The 20492-nt window shown below is 70.8% G+C and carries 16 protein-coding genes, 1 tRNA gene and 3 riboswitches; of the genes, 12 read left to right on the top strand and 5 right to left on the bottom strand.

Annotated features, from left to right (window positions below; translation table 11 throughout):
• Both M3E84_RS09720 and M3E84_RS09725 read right to left on the bottom strand, forming a co-directional pair.
• Positions 1-2314 (bottom strand): carbon starvation CstA family protein (locus M3E84_RS09720; protein ID WP_259895990.1); only part of this gene is annotated, 2314 nt, incomplete at its 3' end.
• A gap of 263 nt (positions 2315-2577) precedes the next feature.
• Positions 2578-3573 carry an NAD(P)H-quinone oxidoreductase gene (locus M3E84_RS09725; RefSeq protein ID WP_058870718.1) on the bottom strand — a complete coding sequence of 332 codons (996 nt, stop codon included), beginning with the start codon at positions 3571-3573 and terminating at the stop codon, positions 2578-2580.
• Between the two features lie 141 nt (positions 3574-3714).
• Here M3E84_RS09725 and M3E84_RS09730 point away from each other — a divergent pair.
• Together M3E84_RS09730 and M3E84_RS09735 are read left to right on the top strand one after the other, a co-directional pair.
• Positions 3715-3802: transfer RNA gene (locus M3E84_RS09730), tRNA-Ser, on the top strand.
• Positions 3803-3874: 72 nt separating this feature from the next.
• Entirely contained in the window at positions 3875-4891 is a 1017-nt protein-coding gene (locus M3E84_RS09735; RefSeq protein WP_259895991.1) for an acyl-CoA thioesterase, read from the top strand.
• Between the two features lie 21 nt (positions 4892-4912).
• Here M3E84_RS09735 and M3E84_RS09740 read toward each other — a convergent pair whose 3' ends face one another.
• Positions 4913-6070: a DUF1624 domain-containing protein gene (locus M3E84_RS09740; RefSeq protein ID WP_259895992.1), complete on the bottom strand. Its 1158-nt coding sequence runs from the start codon at positions 6068-6070 to the stop codon at positions 4913-4915.
• A 100-nt stretch (positions 6071-6170) separates the two neighbouring features.
• A riboswitch (TPP riboswitch) is annotated at positions 6171-6278 on the top strand.
• Here M3E84_RS09740 and M3E84_RS09745 point away from each other — a divergent pair.
• Positions 6273-7589, top strand: a complete 1317-nt coding sequence (locus tag M3E84_RS09745) for an MFS transporter (RefSeq protein WP_259895993.1) — start codon at positions 6273-6275, stop codon at positions 7587-7589. It overlaps the preceding riboswitch by 6 nt.
• 79 nt (positions 7590-7668) lie before the next feature.
• On the top strand, positions 7669-9633 hold the full coding sequence (locus M3E84_RS09750) for an amino acid transporter (RefSeq protein WP_259895994.1): 1965 nt from the start codon (positions 7669-7671) through the stop codon (positions 9631-9633).
• Positions 9634-9758: 125 nt separating this feature from the next.
• Here the strand turns inward: M3E84_RS09750 and M3E84_RS09755 are convergent, their stop codons facing one another.
• Positions 9759-11180 (bottom strand): LLM class flavin-dependent oxidoreductase, encoded by a 1422-nt coding sequence (locus M3E84_RS09755; protein WP_259896002.1) that lies wholly within the window; start codon positions 11178-11180, stop codon positions 9759-9761.
• 81 nt (positions 11181-11261) lie between these two features.
• Positions 11262-11376: riboswitch (SAM riboswitch) on the bottom strand.
• Between the two features lie 116 nt (positions 11377-11492).
• Positions 11493-11601, top strand: a riboswitch (SAM riboswitch).
• On the opposite strand from M3E84_RS09755, the gene M3E84_RS09760 reads away from it, so the two are divergent.
• From M3E84_RS09760 to M3E84_RS09785, 6 genes are all read left to right on the top strand, one after another.
• Entirely contained in the window at positions 11600-12400 is an 801-nt protein-coding gene (locus M3E84_RS09760; protein ID WP_259895995.1) for an ABC transporter ATP-binding protein, read from the top strand. Its footprint overlaps the riboswitch before it by 2 nt.
• On the top strand, positions 12397-13443 hold the full coding sequence (locus M3E84_RS09765; RefSeq protein ID WP_259895996.1) for an aliphatic sulfonate ABC transporter substrate-binding protein: 1047 nt from the start codon (positions 12397-12399) through the stop codon (positions 13441-13443). The genes M3E84_RS09760 and M3E84_RS09765 overlap by 4 nt, the downstream gene beginning before the upstream one ends.
• Positions 13440-14321, top strand: a complete 882-nt coding sequence (locus M3E84_RS09770) for an ABC transporter permease (RefSeq protein ID WP_259895997.1) — start codon at positions 13440-13442, stop codon at positions 14319-14321. Before M3E84_RS09765 ends, M3E84_RS09770 begins: the two co-directional genes overlap by 4 nt.
• 73 nt (positions 14322-14394) lie before the next feature.
• A complete protein-coding gene (locus M3E84_RS09775) occupies positions 14395-16527 on the top strand; it encodes an AMP-binding protein (RefSeq protein WP_259895998.1) in 2133 nt (710 codons plus the stop codon).
• A 107-nt stretch (positions 16528-16634) separates the two neighbouring features.
• Positions 16635-17960 (top strand): O-acetylhomoserine aminocarboxypropyltransferase/cysteine synthase family protein, encoded by a 1326-nt coding sequence (locus tag M3E84_RS09780; RefSeq protein WP_259895999.1) that lies wholly within the window; start codon positions 16635-16637, stop codon positions 17958-17960.
• Positions 17957-18451, top strand: coding sequence for a CoA-binding protein (locus M3E84_RS09785; RefSeq protein WP_137801487.1), 495 nt, complete (start codon positions 17957-17959; stop codon positions 18449-18451). Before M3E84_RS09780 ends, M3E84_RS09785 begins: the two co-directional genes overlap by 4 nt.
• Positions 18452-19024: 573 nt before the next feature.
• On the opposite strand, the gene M3E84_RS09790 is transcribed toward M3E84_RS09785, so the two are convergent.
• The gene (locus tag M3E84_RS09790; protein WP_137801490.1) at positions 19025-19387 is read right to left on the bottom strand and encodes a hypothetical protein; all 363 of its coding nucleotides are present in this window, start codon (positions 19385-19387) and stop codon (positions 19025-19027) included.
• A 116-nt stretch (positions 19388-19503) separates the two neighbouring features.
• Between M3E84_RS09790 and M3E84_RS09795 the strand changes: the two genes are divergently transcribed.
• Both M3E84_RS09795 and M3E84_RS09800 read left to right on the top strand, forming a co-directional pair.
• Positions 19504-20031 (top strand): DUF3995 domain-containing protein, encoded by a 528-nt coding sequence (locus M3E84_RS09795; protein WP_259896000.1) that lies wholly within the window; start codon positions 19504-19506, stop codon positions 20029-20031.
• A gap of 8 nt (positions 20032-20039) precedes the next feature.
• Positions 20040-20420, top strand: coding sequence for a VOC family protein (locus M3E84_RS09800; RefSeq protein ID WP_259896001.1), 381 nt, complete (start codon positions 20040-20042; stop codon positions 20418-20420).
• Positions 20421-20492 lie beyond the last annotated feature (72 nt).

Here is a 20492-nt window from a genome sequence, read left to right on the forward strand (position 1 = left end):
CGTGCCCCGACAGTCCGCCGGGAGTGCGCTGCTCGATCGGGATCTGCTCCCAGCGCTGGGCGAGCTGCTTCTCCGACGGCGTCGTGGTGAAGCCGGCCGGAGCATAGAACCGGGACTCGACGTACGGGTCCTCGTGCCCGACGGCCTGACCCCTGAGATCCTGCATGCCGATCTTCCCGTGCGCGCGGTAGTGCTGGATCGTGCGGATGACGGCCATGACCACGACCGTGATCGTCAGCACCACGAACAGGATGGACAGGGTGCCCTGCACGGTCGTGTTGCGCACGACCGCCTCCATGGCCTCCGTCGTCTGCGCGGTGCCGTGGCTCGTCTCGCCGTCGGCCAGCGCCTTGCGGAAGGCCGCGTTGTTCGCCCAGTAGCCGATCGCGGGGTTCGAGGAGAAGATCTTCTGCCACGAGCCCGTGACCGTCACGGCGAAGTCGAAGGCCAGCGGGACGATGATGATCCACAGGTAGCCGAAGCGGCCCCGGGAGGCGGCGATCGTCAGGCAGACCGCCAGCGCGATCGCGGCCAGCAGCTGATTGGCGATGCCGAACAGCGGGTAGAAGGTGTTGATGCCGCCCAGCGGGTCGGTGACGCCGAGGATCAGGATCGATCCCCAGCCGGCCACCATCAGCGCCGTGGTCAGCCACGCTCCCAGCCGCCAGTCCGGGTCGCGGAAGCGCGGGATGAAGTTGCCGAGCGAATCGCTGAGCATGAAGCGGGCCACGCGGGTGCCGGCGTCGACCGCGGTGAGGATGAACAGCGCCTCGAACATGATCGCGAAGTGGTACCAGAAGCTCATCATGGAGGCTCCGCCGAACCACTGGTTCATGATCCCGGCCAGGCCCACAGCGAGGGTGGGCGCGCCGCCGGTGCGCGAGACGATCGACTCCTCGCCCACGGCGTCTGCCGTGCCCTGGATCTGCTCCGGCGTGACGTCCACACCGGCCAGCCCCAGCGAGTTCACCCAGGCCACGGCACCCTCGACCGTGCCGCCGGTGGCGGCGGGCGAGGAGTTCATGGCGAAGTAGATGCCCCGATCGATCGAGATCGCAGCCACCAGCGCCATGATCGCCACGAAGGACTCCATGAGCATGCCGCCGTAGCCGATCAGGCGCGTCTGGCGCTCCTTCTCGACCATCTTGGGGGTGGTGCCCGAGGCGATCAGCGCGTGGAACCCGGACAGGGCGCCGCAGGCGATCGTGACGAACAGGAACGGGAACAGCGCGCCGGAGAACACGGGGCCGTCGGTGCGCCCGGCGAACTCCGAGACCGCCGGCACCGAGATCTCCGGACGGACGACGACGATGGCCACCGCCAGCAGGAGGATGGTGCCGACCTTCATGAAGGTCGAGAGGTAGTCGCGCGGGCTCAGCAGCAGCCACACGGGCAGCACGGCGGCGACGAAGCCGTAGATGATCACGAACCACGCCAGCGTCACGCGCTCCAGGGTGAACAGCTGGACGCCCCAGTCGGTGTCGGCGACCCAGCCGCCGGCCACGATCGCGAGCATCAGCAGCGCGAAGCCGATGATGGAGATCTCCAGGACTTTGCCCGGGCGGATGTAGCGCAGGTAGATGCCCATGAACAGCGCGATCGGGATGGTCATGCCGACCGAGAAGACGCCCCACGGGGACTCGCCCAGAGCGTTGACGACCACCAGGGCCAGGATGGCCACGATGATGATCATGATCACGAGGGTCGCGATGATCGCCGCCCAGCCGCCGACCGGTCCGAGCTCGTCCTTGGCCATCTGGCCCAGGGAGCGGCCGCCGCGGCGCATGGAGAAGAACAGCACCAGGTAGTCCTGGACCGCACCGGCGAGGATCACGCCGACGATGATCCAGATGGTCCCGGGCAGGTAGCCCATCTGGGCGGCCAGGACGGGGCCGACCAGCGGGCCGGCGCCGGCGATCGCGGCGAAGTGGTGGCCGTAGAGCACGCGGCGGTCCGTGGCCAGGTAGTCGCGGCCGTTGGCCTTGTACTCCGCCGGGGTGGCGCGGAAGTCGTCGGGCTGGGCGAGCTTGCGCTCGATGAACTTGGAGTAGAAGCGGTAGGCGATGAAGTAGCTGCAGACCGCGGCCAGCACGAACCAGATCGCGTTGACGGTCTCGCCGCGCACGATCGCAAGCATGACCCAGGCCAGTCCGCCCACCAGGGCGATGGCGACCCACAGGGCGATCTTGGCCGGGGTCCACTTGGCCTGCTCGGCTTCGAGGACCTCGGGTTCGACGGCGGCCGGAGGAAGGTCGGTGCGCGGATCCGGGGCGCCGGATCCGCCGGCTCCGGGCGGTGTGACGGTGGTGCTCATGGAAGGCTCCTGGTGAGGGAGAGGGGAAGGCGCGGCCTCGACCGGAGGGCCGGGGCCGCGCACCTGTCACCGGGAGTCTAAGCCGGAGGGTGATCCGCTTCACGGAGCGGGCGCCCCGGGCGGGCCGCCGCCCCGCAGGCGCATCGAGGGGCCCCGCAGCGTGCGTCTCGAGCTCCAAACGCACACTGCGGCGCCACTCGACGGCGGGAATGCCTCAAAGGCACACGGCGGAGCCGCTCAGTGTGGCGTCACATCAGATCAGCTCACGGGGTCAGCAGGATCTTGCCGATGTGCGTCCCCGAGTCGAAGTGCTCATGCGCCTGCGCCGCCTGATCGAGCGGGAACTCCCTGTCGACCACAGCGCGGATCTGGCCGGAGGCCACGAGCGGCCAGACGTGCTCGTGGACCTGCGCCATGATCCGAGCCTTCTGATCCGCCGGCCGAGCACGCAGCGTGGTGGCCACGAGATGCTGGCGCTTCACCATGAAGGAGCCCAGATCGATCTCGGCCTTCCGACCGCCCTGCAGCCCGATGATGATCAGCGTCCCGTCCACCGCCAGCGCCTTGAGGTTCGGCTCGAGGTACTTGGCGCCGACGACGTCGAAGATGACCTCCGGGCCGCGGCCATCGGTCAGCTCCTTCACCCGGCCCACGAAGTCCTCCTGGTCGTAGCGGATGGCCTCCGCGCCGAGCTCGCGGACGAACTCGGCCTTGGCCTCGGAGCTCACGGTAGTGATCACGCGCATGCCGATCGAACGGGCGATCTGGATGGCCGCCGTGCCGATGCCGCCCGTGCCGCCATGCAGCAGCAGCGTCTGCCCGGACCGAGCACCGGCCTCCATCACGAGATTCGACCAGACGGTGGCCAGCACCTCGGGCAGCGCGGCGGCATCCGTCATGGACAGGGCATCCGGCACTGGCAGGACGTTCGCCGCCGGGGCGACGACCTCCTCGGCGTAGCCTCCCGAGTCCACCAGGGCGCAGACTCGAGCCCCGGGCACCACGACGTCTCCGGACAGGGAGTGCTGCGGGGCCTCGGCGCCGACTTCGAGCACGCGGCCGGAGATCTCGAGTCCGTAGATCGCGGAGCCGCCGTCGGGAACCTTGTAATGACCGGTTCTCTGAAGGACGTCGGCGCGGTTGATCCCGGCATGCTCCACGCGGATGCGGATCCCGTCGGCGGTGAGCTCGGGGACGGGCTGATCGGTCACGGTCAGGACCTCGGGCCCTCCGTGGTCGGCTTCGGCGACTGCGCGCATGGTTGGGCCTCCTGCGATCGTCGGGGTGGGTCGTGCCCAGGCTACGGAGGCGGGCAGACGCCCGCCGCGTCGATTCGGCTCCCAGCGCATGCCAGTGGAAGAATGAGCCGATGTGCGGGCGGTGCATGCCGACCCGTCACGGGAAGGTTGTCCGAGCGGCCGAAGGAGACGGTCTTGAAAACCGTTGTGCAGCGACCCTGCACCAAGGGTTCGAATCCCTTACCTTCCGCGCAGAGCAGCTGAGAGCCCCGACCCCCGCGGTCGGGGCTCTCGCCGCATCACCTGCGGTAGTTTCATCGCCATGGACCAGACGACACCCGCCCACGCCGACAGTCGCTCCCGACGCCACGAGGTGACACTTCGCTTCCTGGCAGCGCCCACCGATGAGGGGCATTCCGGGACCGTCGACGCCGGCCGGGTCCTGGAGTGGGTGGACAAGGCCGCCTTCGCCGCGGCCGCCGCCTGGTCGGGCTCCTACTGCGTGACCGCCTACGTGGGCAACATCCACTTCGAGTACCCCGTGCAGGTCGGCGAGATGGTCGAGGTGACCGGTACGGTGCTGACCACGGGCCGGTCTTCCATGCATATCAACACCGTGGTGCGCTCGGGCGATCCCAAGACGGGCGAGCTCGAGGAGCGAGCCCGGTGCCTGACGATCTTCGTGGCCGTCGACGCCAGCGGGAAGTCCACGCCCGTGCCGAGCTTCGAGCCGCGGGGCCTGGAGCAGGAGCTGGCCCGGGACTACGCGCTCTCGCGCATCCCGATCCGCGAGGAGATCACCGCCGAGATCGCCCGCCAGGACTTCAGCGCGGAGGGCACCGGCGAGCGTGAGGTCCTGCGCTTCCTGGCCGCCCCCACCGATGTGAACTGGGGCGGCAAGGTCCACGGCGGCATCGTCATGGAATGGATCGACGAAGCCGCCTACCTCTGCGCGACCCGCTACTGCGGTCGGGATACCGTGGCCGTGTTCTCCGGCGGCATCCGCTTCATGCGCCCCCTGCACATCGGGGATCTGGTCGAGGTCGACGCCCGCCTGATCTACACCGGGACCAAGGGCATGCACATCGCCGTGGAGGTCCGCTCCGGGGATCCGAAGTCCCGCGAGCTGGACGTCACCACCAACTGCCTGACGGTCATGGTGGCCCGCGACGAGGAGGGCACCTCCGTGCCCGTCCCCGCCTGGGAGCCGGTGAACGAGGCGGATAAGCGGCTGTGGCAGCACGCACGCACGCTGCTCGAGATCCGCAGCCGCGCCCAGGGCAATCGGCTGCCGAATCATCTGCTGGAGGAGTCCGGCGAGTCGACGACATCCGCCTGAGGCCACGCGGCGCCGGGAGGCTCAGCGCCGCGGCACGACCAGCCGCACGGTCCCGGAGACCAAGCTCTCGAGCGGGCCGGGGCCTTCCCCGCCGGCCCGCCACAGCGCGGCGAGCCCCGGCAGCAGGAGCACATGCAGCACGTACAGGTCTGTGAGCTCGGACAAGATCACGTGCAGCGTGTACATGCTCAGCGGCATGGAGCCGGCCGCGAGCACGGGCATCAGCAGGCGGGTGCGCTCCCTTATCGCAAGGCAGATCAGAACGCACACGGCGATGACCGCCGCCGCGATGCCCGAGGTGAAGACCAGGTCGAAGGTCGTCGACGAGTGCGGACCGACCGTGACCAGCCACCACCACGTGGTCGTGGGCGTGGTCCCGTGGCTGCCGATGGTCTGCGCGGCATACGGCGAGCCCCAGGCCAGCGGCGACAGACCGGAGCCGGCGCGCTCGAGGGCCTCGTGCCCGCCTGCGGACAGCAGCAGCTGCGAGCTCACCCAGGCCGCAGCGGCCAGCAGGGCGCCGACGGCCCCTGCCCAGGCGGCCGTGGCAGCGCTGCGCCAGTCGAGCCGGGCCAGGAGCAGCCCCACGAGGAGGTAGCCCATCCACTGCAGCACCGGGTAGTAGCCGGTGAGCAGCACGCCGATGACCAGCTCACCCGGCTGAGCCAGGTGGGAGAGCTCGGGCGCTTCGGCGACGCGCTGGAGGCCGAGCCCGCCGCGGATCAGGTGGGACGCCACCGGTGAGACCGCCAGCCAGATCACGGTCGTGGCCGCCAGCCATCGGGTCGGAAGCCGCAGAACGAGCGGGGCGAGCAGGAACAGCACCCCGTAGTTCACCAGGACCACCGCGATCGAGCTCGACAGCGACCCCAGCACGAGCCCGATGACCGCGATCAGCGCGCCGCGCACGGTGAGGGAGAGGGCTGCGTCGCCCCAGCGGTCATAGCGCCGCGTGGACAGCTCGACGGAGAACCCGGCCAGCACGGCGAACAGCGCGGCCGCCTTGCCCGCGATCAGGGCGACGGGCTGCGGTTCCCCGGCGGCGTCCACCAAATCCATGGTGTGGGTGGCCATCATCCCGAGCAGGGCGACGGCCCGCGCCAGATCGATGCCGAGCATGCGCGAGCCCGGGTCCGGGCGCACCGGGGGGCTTGAGAGCTCGGAGGCAGTGAGGGACACGCACTCACTGTGCCTCACATGCTCGGGCCTCGGCCACGCGAACCCGTCGCGCTGCTAGGATCGACAGCGCGGCGTGCAGGGCGCGACACCTGCACCGCTGATGTCCCCACACGGGAGCCCGGGCACGGGCTGAGAGGAAGCTGACGCGGCTTCGACCGTCGAACCTGCTCCGGTTCATACCGGCGAAGGAAGTGAGAGCTCGATGCCTTCTGCACCCCTGTCCGCCCCCGCGACCGCATCCTCCGGCGGGCGCCCTCCCGCACCGACCCGCCGCGCGATCCGCGGCGGGATCATGGGCAACTACGTCGACCAGTTCGACATCTTCCTGCCCGTGATCGCCCTGGCTCCGGTCTCGGCGCAGCTGTTCGGCGATCACGACATCGTGCGCAATGCCGGCCTGATCTTCGTGGCCACCCTGCTGGGCCGCCCGCTCGGGGCCATGATCTTCGGCCCGATCGCCGACCGCGCGGGCCGGGTGCTCATCACCCAGGTCGCCCTCGCCGGCATCTGCCTCACGACCCTGCTGATCGCCCTGGTCCCCGGGCACGAGGTGCTCGGCGCGGGCACGTTCCTGGCGGTGCTGGCGCTGCGCCTGCTGGGTGGGATCTTCCTGGGCGGGGAGTACACCTCGGCGATCCCGCTGGCCATGGAGTGGGCGCGCCCGCGCTCACGCGGTCGTCTCAGCGGGATGATCATGGCGATGTCGCCGCTGGCCAACGCCAGCATCGCCGCCGTCACCTCCCTCCTGCTGCTGCTCCTGGACGACAGCCAGTACGCCGCTTGGGGCTGGCGGCTGCCGTTCCTGCTCGGCGCCGCCCTGGCCGCTGCCATGCTGATCTACTACCGCCTCATGGTCGAGGAGGCTCCGCAGCGCCGGCGCCCGGCCCGTTCGGCGCACCCGCTGGCGCAGCTCGTCAGGGGCAGCAGCCGCCGGTCGCTGCGGCAGGTCCTCGTGCTGATGACCGGGCTGTGGCTGCTCACCTACATGGCGGTGCCCACCCTGACCGCCCAGCTCTCACGCATACCGCAGCTCGAGCCGCAGACCGTCTCCCTCGTCATGCTGGGCGCGACGGCCGTGTCCGCGCTGGCCATGGCCGGGGCGGGTGCGCTGTCCAGTCGGATCGGGCGGCGCCGGTTCTTCGTGGGCTTCGGGCTGCTCTGCGCAGCGGTCTCCCCCGTCATTCTCCTGGCGCTGCTGTCCGGGGCCCTCGGAGCCGGCATCGGCACGGTGCTGCTGCTGGCAGCCGCGCTGCAGGTCACGACGGTGACCGGCTACGGGCCGGTGGGCGCCTATCTGACGGAGCGCTTCCCCGACGAGATCCGGGCCAGCGGATACGGGGTGGCCTACAGCATCTCGATCGTGCTGCCCGCGCTCTACCCCTACTACCTGCCGCCGCTGCAGCAGCTGCTCGGGCCGCACGCGGCGATCGCCGCGGTGCTCGCGGTGGGCGGGCTCCTGGTGGCCCTCGGCGGGCTGCTCGGCCCCGAGCCGGATCGGTCGGGTCCGCTGCCCGACTGATCGGCAGATCGCAGCTCACAGGCAACTGCCAGCCGCCTGAGGCCCTCGGCGGCGGGGCCGTGAGCGGGACAGGCGCATCATGTACGCCGTGATCGCACCGCCCTCCCGCGCCGCCGCCTGGCTGCTGGCCGGATCCCCCTCCGCCTCCTACGGCGCCCCGCATCGCCGACCCGATCGTGACGAGAAGACCCATCCCTGGTGGAAGGTCATGTGCCTGTCCGGCGTGGACTACTTCTCCACCCTGGGCTATCAGCCCGGCATCGCGATCCTGGCCGCCGGGCTGATCTCTCCACTGGCCACCCTGGTGCTGGTGGCGGTGACGCTGTTCGGCGCGCTGCCGGTCTACCGGTGGGTGGCGGTGGCCTCCCCGCACGGCGCCGGCTCCATCCGGATGCTCGAGACGCTGCTGCCGCGCTGGAGCGGCAAGGTGCTGGTCCTGTGCCTGCTCGGCTTCGCGATCACGGACTTCGTCATCACCATGACCCTGTCCTCGGCCGATGCCGCCGTGCACATCGTCGAGAATCCGCACGTGCCGGCCGAGGCGCAGCACTGGCAGTTCTGGGTGACCGTCGGGCTGCTCCTGCTGCTGGGCGCGGTGTTCATGGCCGGGTTCTCGGAGGCCATCAGCGTGGCCGTCGTCCTGGTCCCCGTGTATCTGAGCCTCAACGCCGTGGTGCTGGTGGTGGGCTGGTGGCAGATCGCCCGCTCGCAGGAGATCGGATTCGCGCAGTGGTGGCATGCGGCGCTGAGCCAGCATTCCTCGCCCTGGGCGGCGGTCGCCGTGGCTGCACTGGTGTTCCCCAAGCTGGCGCTGGGCCTGTCCGGCTTCGAGACCGGGGTCTCCGTGATGCCCCTGGTGCGCACCTCGCGGGGCCTGCGGGGCCGCGTGGAGGGCACCCGACGACTGCTCACGACCGCTGCGCTGATCATGGCCGGGTTCCTGCTGACCTCGTCGCTGGTGTGCACGATCCTGATCCCGGCCGGGGACTTCGAGCCCGGCGGCGCTGCCAACGGGCGAGCGCTGGCCTACCTGGCGCACAGCCTGCTGGGCGAGACCTTCGGGTCGGTCTACGACCTGTCGACGGTGCTGATCCTGTGGTTCGCGGGCGCCTCGGCGATGGCCGGTCTGCTCAACCTCATCCCGCGCTACCTGCCGCGCTACGGCATGGCGCCCGAGTGGACCCGCGCTCCGCGGCCGCTGGTGCTCACGATCCTGGCTGCCGCCCTGGTCGTCACGGCGGTCTTCCACGCCGACGTGGATGCGCAGGGCGGGGCCTATGCGACCGGGGTGCTGGTGCTGATGCTCTCGGCCTCCTTCGCCTCGACCCTGTCGGCCGGAAGGCGGGGGCACGGCCGCGCCGCCGTGGGATTCGCGGCGATCACCGTGGTGATCGCCTACACGACCGCCGACAACATGATCAGCCGCCCCGATGGCCTCCACGTGGCCCTCGTGTTCATCGCGGCCCTGCTGGCGGCGTCGTTCGCCTCGCGGGTCTGGCGGGCCTCGGAGCTGCGGATCCGCAGCATCGACTTCGACGAGACCTCCCAGGACTGGCTGCGCAGCTGCCGCGGTCGCACGGTGCGGCTGATCGCGCACCGGCCGCGCACCCAGCTGGGCGCAGCCGGGGCCCAGGCCCAGCAGCTCGTGCTCCGCGACCCCGACCTGGCCGAGAAGCTGCGCGACGAGCGCGAATGGCATCGCCTTCCCTCGGCCGACGGCGTGCTGTTCGTGGAGGTGACCCTGCGCGATCCATCGGACTTCGAGGACCGGCTGCGCGTGAGCGCCCACGAGATCGACGGCCACCGCGTCCTGCGCGCCGAGGGCTCGTCGGTGCCCACCTGCCTGGCCGGCGTGGCCCTGGCCGTCCGGGACCGGACGGGGCGACCGTCGCACCTCTACCTCGAGTGGTCCGACGGCTCGCCGCTGGTGAACTCCCTGCGCTTCCTGCTCCTCGGCCGCGGTCAGACGGCGACGGCCGTGCACGAGGTCCTGCGCCGGGCGGTGCCGCGCAAGCAGGACCGCCCGTTCGTGCACGTGACGTGAGGCGCCGCGCAAGCAATGGGGCCGTCCGTGACGGACGCGATCTCCTCGTCCGAGTGGGGTTCGACGAGCGTGCGTGCTGGCAGAGGCCCTCGGACGGGCCTCTGCTCATCAGCCGAGCCGGCGACTCAGCCCTGCGACAGATCCCGCGCCGGGGTGTCCGCCGTGGACGGCCTGCCCACGTAGGCCCCGCGGTACTTGGCCGCCGGGTGGGTGTCGAGCACCTTGGTCTGCCCGGCACCGTAGACGTTCTCGCGCAGGGTGGGGCCGTCGTAGTCCGCGCGGTAGCGCCCGCGCTTCTGCAGCTCCGGGACCACCTGCTCCACGAAGTCCTCGAACGACCCCGGCGAGACGTGATAGGCCAGGTTGATCCCGTCCAGGCCGCCCTCGTCGATCCAGGTCTCGAGCTGATCGGCCACGGTCTGCGGGGAGCCCACGACCACATCGCCCATGCCGCCGATCGCGCAGTGGCGGGCGATCTCCTCGCGCGTCCACTGCTTGTCGCCGTCCTGCATGGTGAACGGAGTGAGGAAGGACTGGATGGCCTCGGTCTTGACGTAGTTCAGGACCTCGTCCTCCTGGAACTTGGACAGATCCAGCCCGGACCAGCCGCCGATGATGGCCTGCGAGGCCTCCAGGTTGGCGTAGCTCTGGTACTCGCGGTACTTGGCCTGGGCCTTCTCGTCGGTCTCATCGACCACCACGGAGAGCATCGCGTAGATCTTCACGTCGTCCCGGTCACGGCCCTCGGCCTCGACCTTGTCGCGGATCCGATCGGTCATGTACCGGGTGAGGTCCGGGCGCAGGGCGCCGATGAACACGGCTTCGGCGTGCTTGCCCGCGAAGGCCTGCCCGCGCGAGGAGGCCCCGGCCTGGAAGATCAGCGGCGTGCGCTGCGGGCTGGGCTCGGTGAGCGCCGCACCAGGCACCGTGAAGTGCTTGCCCCGGTGCTGGATCGGGTGGACCTTGGCCGGATCGGCGTAGATCCCGCGCTCCACGTCCTTCACGACGGCGTCGTCCTCCCAGGAGCCCTCCCACAGCTTGTAGCAGACGTCGAGGAACTCCTCGGCGATCTCGTAGCGCTCGTCGTGCTCGATCTGCGTGGGCAGACCCTGGTTCTCGGCGGCCGAGGGCAGGTAGGAGGTCACCACGTTGAAGCCCACGCGCCCGCGGGTCAGGTGATCGAGCGTCGCGTACTTGCGCGCCAGCGTGTACGGCTGCTCGTAGGTGACCGCGCTGGTCACGCCGAAGCCGAGGTTCTTCGTCACCGCGGCCATGGCGGAGATCTGCATGAACGGGTCGTTGACCGGGACCTGCGCGCCGTCGGCGATCGAGGGGGCGGCCGAGTTGCGGTAGATGTCGTAGATGCCGACCACATCGGCCAGGAACAGGGCGTCGAAGCGGCCCCGCTCGAGCACCTGGGCCAGGTGCGTCCAGTACTCGATCGTGTTGTACTCCGTGGCCCGCGAGCGCGGGTGGCGCCACAGCCCGAAGCTCTGGTGATCCACGCAGGTCATGTCGAAGGCGTTCAGGGAGATCCGCTTGGCCATGGGAGGCTGCTCCTGAGGGGTCAGACCCGCGCCCCGTGCGCCGCTCATGCCGCGGCCAACCTGCGGGTCCAGCGCGTGCGTGCGCCGTACTTGCCGCACGCGGTCTAGCGAGCGGCCCGATCCTCACCTGGGGCACCCCGCTACGGGAGAGGGTTGCCGTCCGGCCAGCCAGGGCTGTGGGCCGGAACTCTTGATCGTGTGAGCGTCATCCTATGCACACCTGAGGCGACGGTGCGAAGCCCGTGCCGCGCGTTGCCCCGCTCGTCCTCCGATTTGCTGTCTCCCCGGACCAGGGCATTGAATGACCCCCGGTTCCCATCCGGAGCGGTACGAGAGACCTGGCTCGTCGACGCCGCAGCAACCAGTGCCGTCCATTACGCGGCACAAGGTGCTAATGCCAGGACCGATGGAGTGATGTGATGATCTCTGCACCCCCGTCCGCCCTGAGCACGGTTGATGCCGCCTCCGTGACCTTCGACCGGGTCGGCAAGTCCTTCCCGTCTTCCGGGGGCCTCCGGCGCGACGTCCTGGCCGATGTCAGCTTCGAGGTCCGCCCCGGGGAGATCGTCTCGGTGCTGGGCCCGTCGGGCTGCGGCAAGTCGACCCTGCTGCGTGCGGTGGCCGGTCTCGGCACGGCCTCCGCAGGCCGGGTCCTGATCGATGACGCGCCCGTGCGCGGCCTGGACCCGCGCTGCGCGGTGGGCTTCCAGGAGCCGCGGCTGCTGCCGTGGCGCACGGTGGCCCGCAATGTGGCGCTCGGCCTGCCCCGCGGGGTGCGCGGACGAGAGGCCGAGCAGCGCGTGGCGCACCTGCTCGAGCTGGTGGGGCTGAGGAAGCATGCCGAGGACCGACCCTCGGAGATCTCCGGCGGCATGGCCCAGCGGGCCTCGCTGGCCCGGGCGCTGGCGCGCAATCCGCAGGTGCTGCTGCTCGACGAGCCGTTCGGGGCTCTCGATGCCCTGACCCGTCTGAAGATGCAGGACCTGCTGCTGGAGATCCACGCCGCCGATCCCACGACGGTGCTGATGGTCACCCACGATGTGGAAGAGGCCCTGGTGCTCTCCGACCGCGTGGTCGTGCTCGGGACGCCGCCGGAAGGCGGGCCGGCAGGGATCCAGGAGATCCTCACGGTCGACTCGCCGCGCCCGCGCCATCGCGATGATCCCGAGCTGACGCAGGCCCGCACGCACCTGCTCGGCCTGCTGGGCGTGGAGGCATGAGCGGGCTGACGCGTCGTCGCCTGCTGGGCCTGGCCGCTGTCGGGGCCGCCGCCGCGCCCCTGTCCGGGTGCGTCATGGAGGGCGAGGGCCCGGGCCGCGGCATGGCCGCCGGCTCGGACACCGAGATCTACCTGGACTACGCGACCTACAACCCGCTGTCGCTGATCATCCGTGAGAAGGGCTGGCTGGAGACCGTCGCCGCCGAGGGCGGCCAGGAGGTCCACTGGACGTTCTCGGCCGGGTCCAACAAGGCCAACGAGTTCCTGCGCGGCGGGGCGATCGACATCGGCTCGACCGCGGGCTCGGCCGCGCTGCTGGCGCGCACCAACCGCTCCCCCATCCGCGCGATCGACATCTGCTCCCAGCCGGAGTGGGCAGCACTCGTGCGCACCGCGGACTCGCCCCTGCGCTCGGTCGAGGACCTGCGCGGCAGGTCGGTGGCGGCCACCAAGGGCACGGATCCCTACTTCTTCCTCCTGCAGTGCCTGTCGGAAGCGGGCATGGACTTCGAGGAGACCACCGTGGTCAACCTGCAGCACGCCGACGGCCGCTCGGCGCTGACCAGCGGACAGGTCGAGGCCTGGGCCGGGCTCGACCCGATCATGGCCGCCGCCGAGCAGGACGATGCCGTGCTGTTCCGGCGCGAGCTGTCCTTCAACACGTACTGCTTCCTCAACGCCCGCGAGCTGTTCCTGGAGATCAACCCCCGCGGCACCCAGATGGTCCTGGACGTCTACGCCTATGCCCGCGAATGGGCGCTCGAGCATCCCGACGACGGCATCGCGATCCTGGCCCGCGAGTCCGACATCGACCGGGGCACCGCCGCCCGCGTCTGGGAGCGCACGCACCTGGACATCGACCCGGTCCCCGGCGACGACCAGCTCGAGGTCCTCGAGCGCATCGCCCCGATCCTCGTGGAGACCGGCGACGTCCCCGACCTGGAGACCGTCCAGACGGCCATCGACACCATCCTCGACGCGCGGTTCGCGCAGGAGGCCAGCGCCCAGCGCGCGGCCGAGATCATCGAAGGGCACAGCGCATGAGCGTCACCACCACCTCCGCACCGGCCCCCGAGTCCGTGGATCCCGCGGGCTCCGCTCGCCCGGACCCGCAGCGCTCGGCGCGCACCCCTGCCGCGCGCGGGTCTCTCCTGCGCAGCCCCTGGATCCGCGCGGCGCTGGGCCTGCTGCTGCCGGTGGCGCTGCTCGCACTGTGGCAGCTGCTGTCCACGAACGGCACGTTCTCCCCGGTGCAGCTGCCGCGTCCGGCGGCGGTCCTGCAGGCCGGCGGCGAGCTGCTGGCCGACGGGACGCTGTGGACCCACATCGGCATCTCGACCCAGCGCGTGGTCGTGGGCTTCGTGATCGGCTCGCTGCTCGGACTGGCCGTGGGCGCGCTGATCGGGCTCTCGCCCTGGGCCAGCGCGCTGGGCTCGCCGCTGATCGGCGCACTGCGCGCGGTGCCGTCGCTGGCGTGGGTGCCGCTGCTGCTGCTGTGGATCGGGATCGGCGAGAACTCCAAGGTGACCCTGGTGGCCATCGGCGCGTTCTTCCCCGTGTTCACCACGGTCTCGGCCGCGCTGCGGGAGGTCGACCGCCATCTCGTGGAGGCCGCCCGGTCTTTCGGCTTCTCCGGTCTGCGCCTGCTGCTGACCGTCCAGCTGCCGGCGGTCATGCCCTCGGTCATCTCCGGCCTGCGCCTGGCCCTGGCCCAGGCCTGGCTGTTCCTGGTGGCAGCCGAGCTGCTCGGCTCCTCGATGGGCCTGGGCTTCCTGCTCACCGACTCGCAGAACAACGGGCGCACCGACCGCCTGCTGCTGGCCATCGTCCTGCTGGCGATCCTGGGCAAGCTCACCGACGCCCTGCTGGGGCTGTTCGAGCGCTGGGCCCAGGCCCGCTGGGGCGCGGTGCGCCGGACCTGAGACCCTGGAAGCCGTCCTCGACCCGTTCCGAGAACCCGCCCGCAGCCGCGGGCACCCCGCAAGGAGCACCCGTATGAGCGCACCGCAGTCCTACTCCGATCCCCTGGCCCCCACGCCGAATCCCGCGCGGATCTCCGATGAGGCCCGTGTGGACTTCTGGGCCGAGCAGGCCTCCCGCCTGGACTGGGCGCAGCCGTGGCACACGACGCACCGCTTCGACAAACCGCAGCGCATCGGCACCGACGACGACGGAAGCCCCACCTACTCGGTGCCCGAGATCGCCTGGTTCGAGGGCGGCAAGCTCAACGTCGCCGTCAACTGCGTGGACCGCCATGTGGAGGCCGGGCGCGGCTCGCACGTGGCCCTGCACTTCGAGGGCGAGCCCGGCGACCGCCAGACCTGGACCTACGCCGACCTGCAGAAGGCCGTGGCCCGTGCGGCCAACGCACTGGAGTCGCTGGGCGTCGTCCAGGGCGACCGCGTGGTGATCTATCTGCCGGTGATCCCGGAGACCGTGATCATCACCCTTGCCTGCGCCCGGATCGGGGCGGTGCACTCACTGGTCTTCGGAGGCTTCTCCGCCGAGGCGCTGCGCTTCCGCATCGAGGACACCGGCGCCAAGGTCCTGGTGACCACCGACGGGCAGAACCGCCGCGGCAAGGTGGTGCCGGTCAAGGCCCAGGCAGATGAAGCGTGTGCCGGCACCAACGCGATCGAGCACGTGCTCGTGGTGCGCCGGACCTCCCGGCCCGGCAACGCGAACCTGCCGGCCGGCAAGCGCGGGGCGCGCTCCAAGGACCAGATGGAGGTGCCCTGGGCCCAGGGCCGGGACCTGTGGTGGCACGAGCTGCTCGAGTCGGTCTCCGACGTCCACGAGGCGCAGGCCTTCGACGCCGAGACGCCGCTGTTCATCATCTACACCTCCGGGACCACCGGCAGGCCCAAGGGCCTGGTGCACACCATGGGCGGCTACCTGGTCCAGGCCGCCTACACGCACGCCCTGCTCTTCGACCTGCTGCCGGATGCCCCGGACGAGCACGGCGTGCTGCGCCCGCAGGAGCTCTCCGTTGTCAACGACCCCGCCAAGGTGGATTCGGCGGTCCACTGGTGCACCGCCGATCTGGCCTGGGTCACCGCGCACACCTACGAGATCTACGGCCCGCTGGTCAACGGCGTCACCGAGGTCGTCTACGAGGGCACTCCGAGCACCCCGGACTTCGGCCGGCACTTCGAGATCATCGAGCGCTACGGCGTGACGACCTACTACACCGCCCCCACGCTCATCCGCTCGCTCATGGGCGCGTTCCCCAAGGGCCTGCCCAAGGTCTGGAACCTGTCCTCGATCCGCCTGCTGGGCACGGTGGGCGAGTCCATCAACCCCGAGGCCTGGCGGTGGCTGCGCGAGCAGGTGGGCCGCGGCGAGGTCCCGTTCGTGGACACCTGGTGGCAGTCCGAGACCGGCTCCTGCGTGGCCTCGCCCCGGCCCCACGATCCGCAGTTCGCCCCCTCCGGGACGTTCCCCGAGGGCACCCCGCACACCGCGGCCAAGCCGGGCTGCGCGGTGCGCCCCGTTCCCGGGGTCTCGACCCGCGTGGTGGACGCGGCCGGCGAGGAGGTCGCGGCGGGCGAGCAGGGCCTCGTCGTGGTGGATGCGATCGGGCCGTCCATGGCCCGGACCGTGTGGGGAGACCCGCAGCGCTACCTGAGCTCGTACTGGGCGGACTTCGGCGAGCGCGGCTGGTTCCTGGCCGGCGACGGCGCCCGGCTCGACGAGGAGGGCGATCTCTACATCCTCGGCAGGATCGACGACGTCATCAACATCTCGGGGCACCGGCTGTCCACGATCGAGATCGAGTCGGCGCTGGTCACGCATCCGCTGGTCGTCGAGGCCGGGACCGCTCCGGTGGCCGATGCGCTGACCGGCCATGCCGTGCTGGCCTGCGTGGTGCTCACCCCGGAAGGCCGTGCCCTGCCCGAGGCCGAGGTCCGCGAGACCCTGCGCGCCCATGTGGCGCAGGAGATCGGCCCGATCGCCAAGCCGCGCGAGGTGATCCCCGTGCCCGATCTGCCCAAGACCCGCTCCGGGAAGATCACCCGGCGCCTGCTCGCCCAGCTCTACGAGGGGCGGCCGCTGGGTGATCGCTCGTCGCTGCAGAACGAGGGGTCGCTCGAGGCGATCGAGCAGATCTTCTCGGCGCGCGGCTGACCCGCACCCACCATCGCCGCCGCGTCGCCCTGCTTGCGGGGCCCCACCCGGCGGCAAAGACTCTCCAGCAGGACCCACACCAGGGGCGCGCCCCACGAGGAGGACACATGGCCGAGCACCAGTTCGGATTCCGCACCCGTGCGCTGCACGCAGGCGGGACCCCCGATGCGGAGCACGGGGCCCGCTCCGTGCCGATCTACCAGACCAGCTCGTTCGTGTTCAAGGACGCCGATGACGCCGCCAACCTGTTCGCCCTGCAGAAGTACGGCAACATCTACTCGCGCATCGGCAACCCCACGGTCGCGGCCTTCGAAGAGCGCGTGGCCTCCCTGGAGGGCGGCATCGGCGCCGTGGCCACCGCCTCGGGCATGGCAGCCGAGTTCATCACCTTCGCCGCGCTGTGCGGGCAGGGCGATCACATCGTGGCCTCCTCGCAGCTCTACGGGGGCACGGTCACCCAGCTCGACGTCACCCTGCGACGCTTCGGCGTGGAGACAACGTTCGTGCAGGGCACCGACCCCGCCGACTTCCAGGCCGCCCTCACGCCGCAGACCAAGGCCGTGTACACCGAGCTGATCGCGAACCCGTCGGGCGAGATCGCCGACCTGGAGGGTCTGGCGGCCGTGGCCCACGAGGCCGGGATCCCGCTGGTCGTCGACGCCACGCTCAACACCCCCTACCTGAACCGGCCGCTCGAGCACGGCGCGGACATCGTGATCCACTCGGCCACCAAGTTCCTGGGCGGGCACGGCACAACGCTCGGCGGCGTCGTCGTGGAGTCCGGGCGCTTCGACTGGGGCAGCGGCAAGTTCCCGTCCATGACCGAGCCCGTGCCCTCCTACAACGGCGTGAGCTGGTGGGGGAACTTCGGCGAGTACGGCTTCCTGACCAAGCTGCGATCCGAGCAGCTGCGCGACATCGGCCCCGCCCTGTCCCCGCAGTCGGCCTGGAACCTGCTGCAGGGCGTGGAGACGCTGCCGCAGCGCATCGACGCCCACGTGGCCAATGCGAAGGCCCTCTCCGAGTGGCTCGACTCCGACCCGCGCATCTCCTATGTGAACTACGCGGGGCTGCCCGGGCACCCGCATCACGCCCGCGCCCAGAAGTACCTGCCGCAGGGCCCCGGCTCGGTCTTCGCCTTCGGCGTGGCCGCCACCGCCGAGCTCGACGCCCGCGAGGTGGGCGGCCGGTTCATCGAGGGACTGCAGCTTGCCTCCCATCTGGCCAACATCGGCGACGCCCGCACCCTGGTGCTGCACCCGGCCTCCACCACGCATCAGCAGCTCACCGCCGAGCAACTCGTCTCGGGAGGCGTGGGCCCGGACCTCATCCGCATCTCCGTGGGCCTCGAGGACACCGACGACATCCTGTGGGACCTCGATCAGGCCCTCACCGCCGCCACGGGCATCACCCGCGAAGGAGCCTCCGCATGAGCAGCCAGAACCGCACCTGGGTGGGCCCCAGCGCCCCCGAGCGCCTGAACATCCTGCGCTCCACGAAGTCCATCGCGATCGTCGGGATGTCGAACAAGCCCTCGCGCGCGTCGTACTTCGTGGCGACCTACCTGCTGTCATCGTCGCCGTACGACGTCTACTTCGTGAACCCCGTGCTCGACGAGGTGCTGGGGCAGAAGGTCTACCCCTCGCTGGCCGACCTGCCCGTGGTCCCGGACCTGGTGGAGGTCTTCCGCAAGGACGCCGACCTGCCCGGTGTGGCCCAGGAGGCCGTGGACATCGGCGCCAAGACGGTGTGGATGCAGCTGGGCTCCTGGAACGAGGAGGCCGCGCGGATCGCCGAGGACGCCGGGCTCAACGCTGTGATGGACCGCTGCGTGAAGATCGAGCACGCCCGCTTCCACGGCGGGCTGCACCTGGCCGGCTTCAACACGGGCGTCATCTCGTCCAAGCGGCAGGTCACCGCCTGAGCTGACGCCCCTCCCCCGCCGCGCGCCAGCGTGCCTCCGCGCGCTCTTCGCCTGCGAGAGCGAGGACAAGCACACAGGCGCGCGTAGTCGCGCTCGCGCTCCATGCCGCCCCAGCGGGCGGCGTCGATGTCCCTGGCCGTCAGCGGCACCAACAACGGGTTCGTGGGAGCGCCCCTGCTCCTGCTGCTGATCCCGGAGTCCGCGGGCCTGGCCATCGGCATGTCCATGCTCGTGGACAACGTGGTGATCATCCCCGTGGCGCTGATTCTGTTCGAAGCCGCCTCCGAGCGCGGCGCTCCCCTGGGACGACGGATCGGCGGCGATGAGATCCATGAGCACCAGGATCACTGCCGTCGCCGCGCCGACGAGCAGCTGCCACGACGTCAAGACCGCCACCTGGGGGGTCCACACCTCGCGCGACATGGTGAGCACCGATCCATAGGGCTTGCGCAGCATCGAGGTCGGCATGCACCACGCGCCGGCAGCCAGCATGGGCGCCATGATCACGGAGGGGATGACCAGCTCGTTCCCGACCAGGGGAGGCAGCAGCGCCACGGCGACGCAGCCTGGCACTCAGTCCCGCGGGCGCTCCCCAGATCCGGCGGCGCCGGTGCCGAGCGCCAGGGCGATGCCGACGACGACAGCAACCCCCGGGTCGAAGACGTTCAGGAGGACCAGACCGAGCGTTGCCGCGCCCGCCACGTACAGCTGCAGCGCCTTGAGCCGGGCGGTCCGAGCCGTCCACACCTCCCGACCCATGAGAAGCGCCGAGCCGGTCTGGTCCGAGCTGAAGGAGGTGGGGGCGCACCAGGCGCCCACGATCAGGGCGATCGCGGAGACCACCGCCACCAGGACGTGGGCGCCGGAGATCAGCGGCAGGAGCAGGGCGAGGGCTGCGGCCACGACGGCGGTGGCGATCAGCGGGGGTCTCAGCATGAGCCCATTCAATCCGAGCCGAGCGGGTTTGTCCTCAGTCTCCCGGGGGATGACGACGCCGCTTCAGAGGCCTATGCCTCTTGACCGCGTCGGCGACCCCTCCGTTCTATGGAGCCATGGATTCGGTCCCACGGCAGGGCGGGCGGGGCAAGGACTCGCTGTGCTTGGCAGCAGCGGCGGTACTGGGCATCGGGCACGGACTGTTCAGCTTCTACTGGGCCGGTGGCGGTCAGTGGCTGCTGAGCACGGTCGGGGATGTCGCATCGCAGTTCGACGGACGCCTGTGGCTGCTCGTGCCGGTGGGGCTCGTGAAAGTCACCGCTGGCCTGGCGCCGTGGCTGCTGGCGCGCAGCGGGTGGCCCCTGGCTCCGCTGAGCCGTGCGGTCTGCTGGCTCGGTGCCGCTGTGCTCATCCTCTGGGGAGGGCTCAGCACCGTGACCGCCCAGCTCGTGCTCGCCGGGGTCATCCAGCCGGACGGCGGCTTCGACCGCAGCTCGATGCTGGGCCATGCCTGGCTGTGGGATCCCTGGTTCGTCGCGTGGGGAATCGGCCTGGTCATCGGCCTGGTCCGCTCCCGTCGGGGCCCGCCCCGGCGCCGCTCGACGACGGCGCCGGCGGCGACAGATGAGCTCGCGCGCGATTGACTGGCCCCATGGAGATCCTCAAGCAGTACCCGGTGCTGGACACCGACGACGTCGAGGCCGAGGCCGACTTCTGGGCCGCAGTGCTCGGCGGGACTGCCGAGCCGGACTTCCAGAGCGCGGCCGGCGAGTGGCGCACGATCGTGGTGGACGGCCGCGAGGTGCTGGGCATCCAGCTGGCCCCCGATCACGTCCGCCCGCAGTGGCCCGACGGCCCCCAGCACCAGCAGATGCACCTGGACCTCTACATCACCGACCTCGAGGCCGCCCACGCGGAGGTCACGGGGCTGGGCGCCGAACTGCTGCAGTCGGCCGAGGATCCCGCCGCCGCGCGCGGATTCCAGGTCTACGCCGACCCCGCCGGCCACCCGTTCTGCCTCTGCTGGGGCTGACACGGCCGTAAGGGAGGCTTGAGCCCCCTCCCACGCCTACGTGCCTCGAAGCGCCACGTGACACTGCAGGGC

Source organism: Kocuria sp. p3-SID1428, assembly GCF_025149945.1.
GTDB lineage: Bacteria > Actinomycetota > Actinomycetes > Actinomycetales > Micrococcaceae > Kocuria.

Bases quoted from the DNA above. Each gene is read 5' to 3' on its own strand.
- M3E84_RS09725 (WP_058870718.1), bottom strand. From the start codon at position 3,573: ATGCGCGCAGTCGCCGAAGCCGACCACGGAGGGCCCGAGGTCCTGACC.
- M3E84_RS09735 (WP_259895991.1), top strand. From the start codon at position 3,875: ATGGACCAGACGACACCCGCCCACGCCGACAGTCGCTCCCGACGCCAC.
- M3E84_RS09745 (WP_259895993.1), top strand. From the start codon at position 6,273: ATGCCTTCTGCACCCCTGTCCGCCCCCGCGACCGCATCCTCCGGCGGG.
- M3E84_RS09750 (WP_259895994.1), top strand. From the start codon at position 7,669: ATGTACGCCGTGATCGCACCGCCCTCCCGCGCCGCCGCCTGGCTGCTG.
- M3E84_RS09755 (WP_259896002.1), bottom strand. From the start codon at position 11,180: ATGGCCAAGCGGATCTCCCTGAACGCCTTCGACATGACCTGCGTGGAT.
- M3E84_RS09760 (WP_259895995.1), top strand. From the start codon at position 11,600: ATGATCTCTGCACCCCCGTCCGCCCTGAGCACGGTTGATGCCGCCTCC.
- M3E84_RS09765 (WP_259895996.1), top strand. From the start codon at position 12,397: ATGAGCGGGCTGACGCGTCGTCGCCTGCTGGGCCTGGCCGCTGTCGGG.
- M3E84_RS09770 (WP_259895997.1), top strand. From the start codon at position 13,440: ATGAGCGTCACCACCACCTCCGCACCGGCCCCCGAGTCCGTGGATCCC.
- M3E84_RS09775 (WP_259895998.1), top strand. From the start codon at position 14,395: ATGAGCGCACCGCAGTCCTACTCCGATCCCCTGGCCCCCACGCCGAAT.
- M3E84_RS09780 (WP_259895999.1), top strand. From the start codon at position 16,635: ATGGCCGAGCACCAGTTCGGATTCCGCACCCGTGCGCTGCACGCAGGC.
- M3E84_RS09785 (WP_137801487.1), top strand. From the start codon at position 17,957: ATGAGCAGCCAGAACCGCACCTGGGTGGGCCCCAGCGCCCCCGAGCGC.
- M3E84_RS09790 (WP_137801490.1), bottom strand. From the start codon at position 19,387: ATGCTGAGACCCCCGCTGATCGCCACCGCCGTCGTGGCCGCAGCCCTC.
- M3E84_RS09795 (WP_259896000.1), top strand. From the start codon at position 19,504: ATGGATTCGGTCCCACGGCAGGGCGGGCGGGGCAAGGACTCGCTGTGC.
- M3E84_RS09800 (WP_259896001.1), top strand. From the start codon at position 20,040: ATGGAGATCCTCAAGCAGTACCCGGTGCTGGACACCGACGACGTCGAG.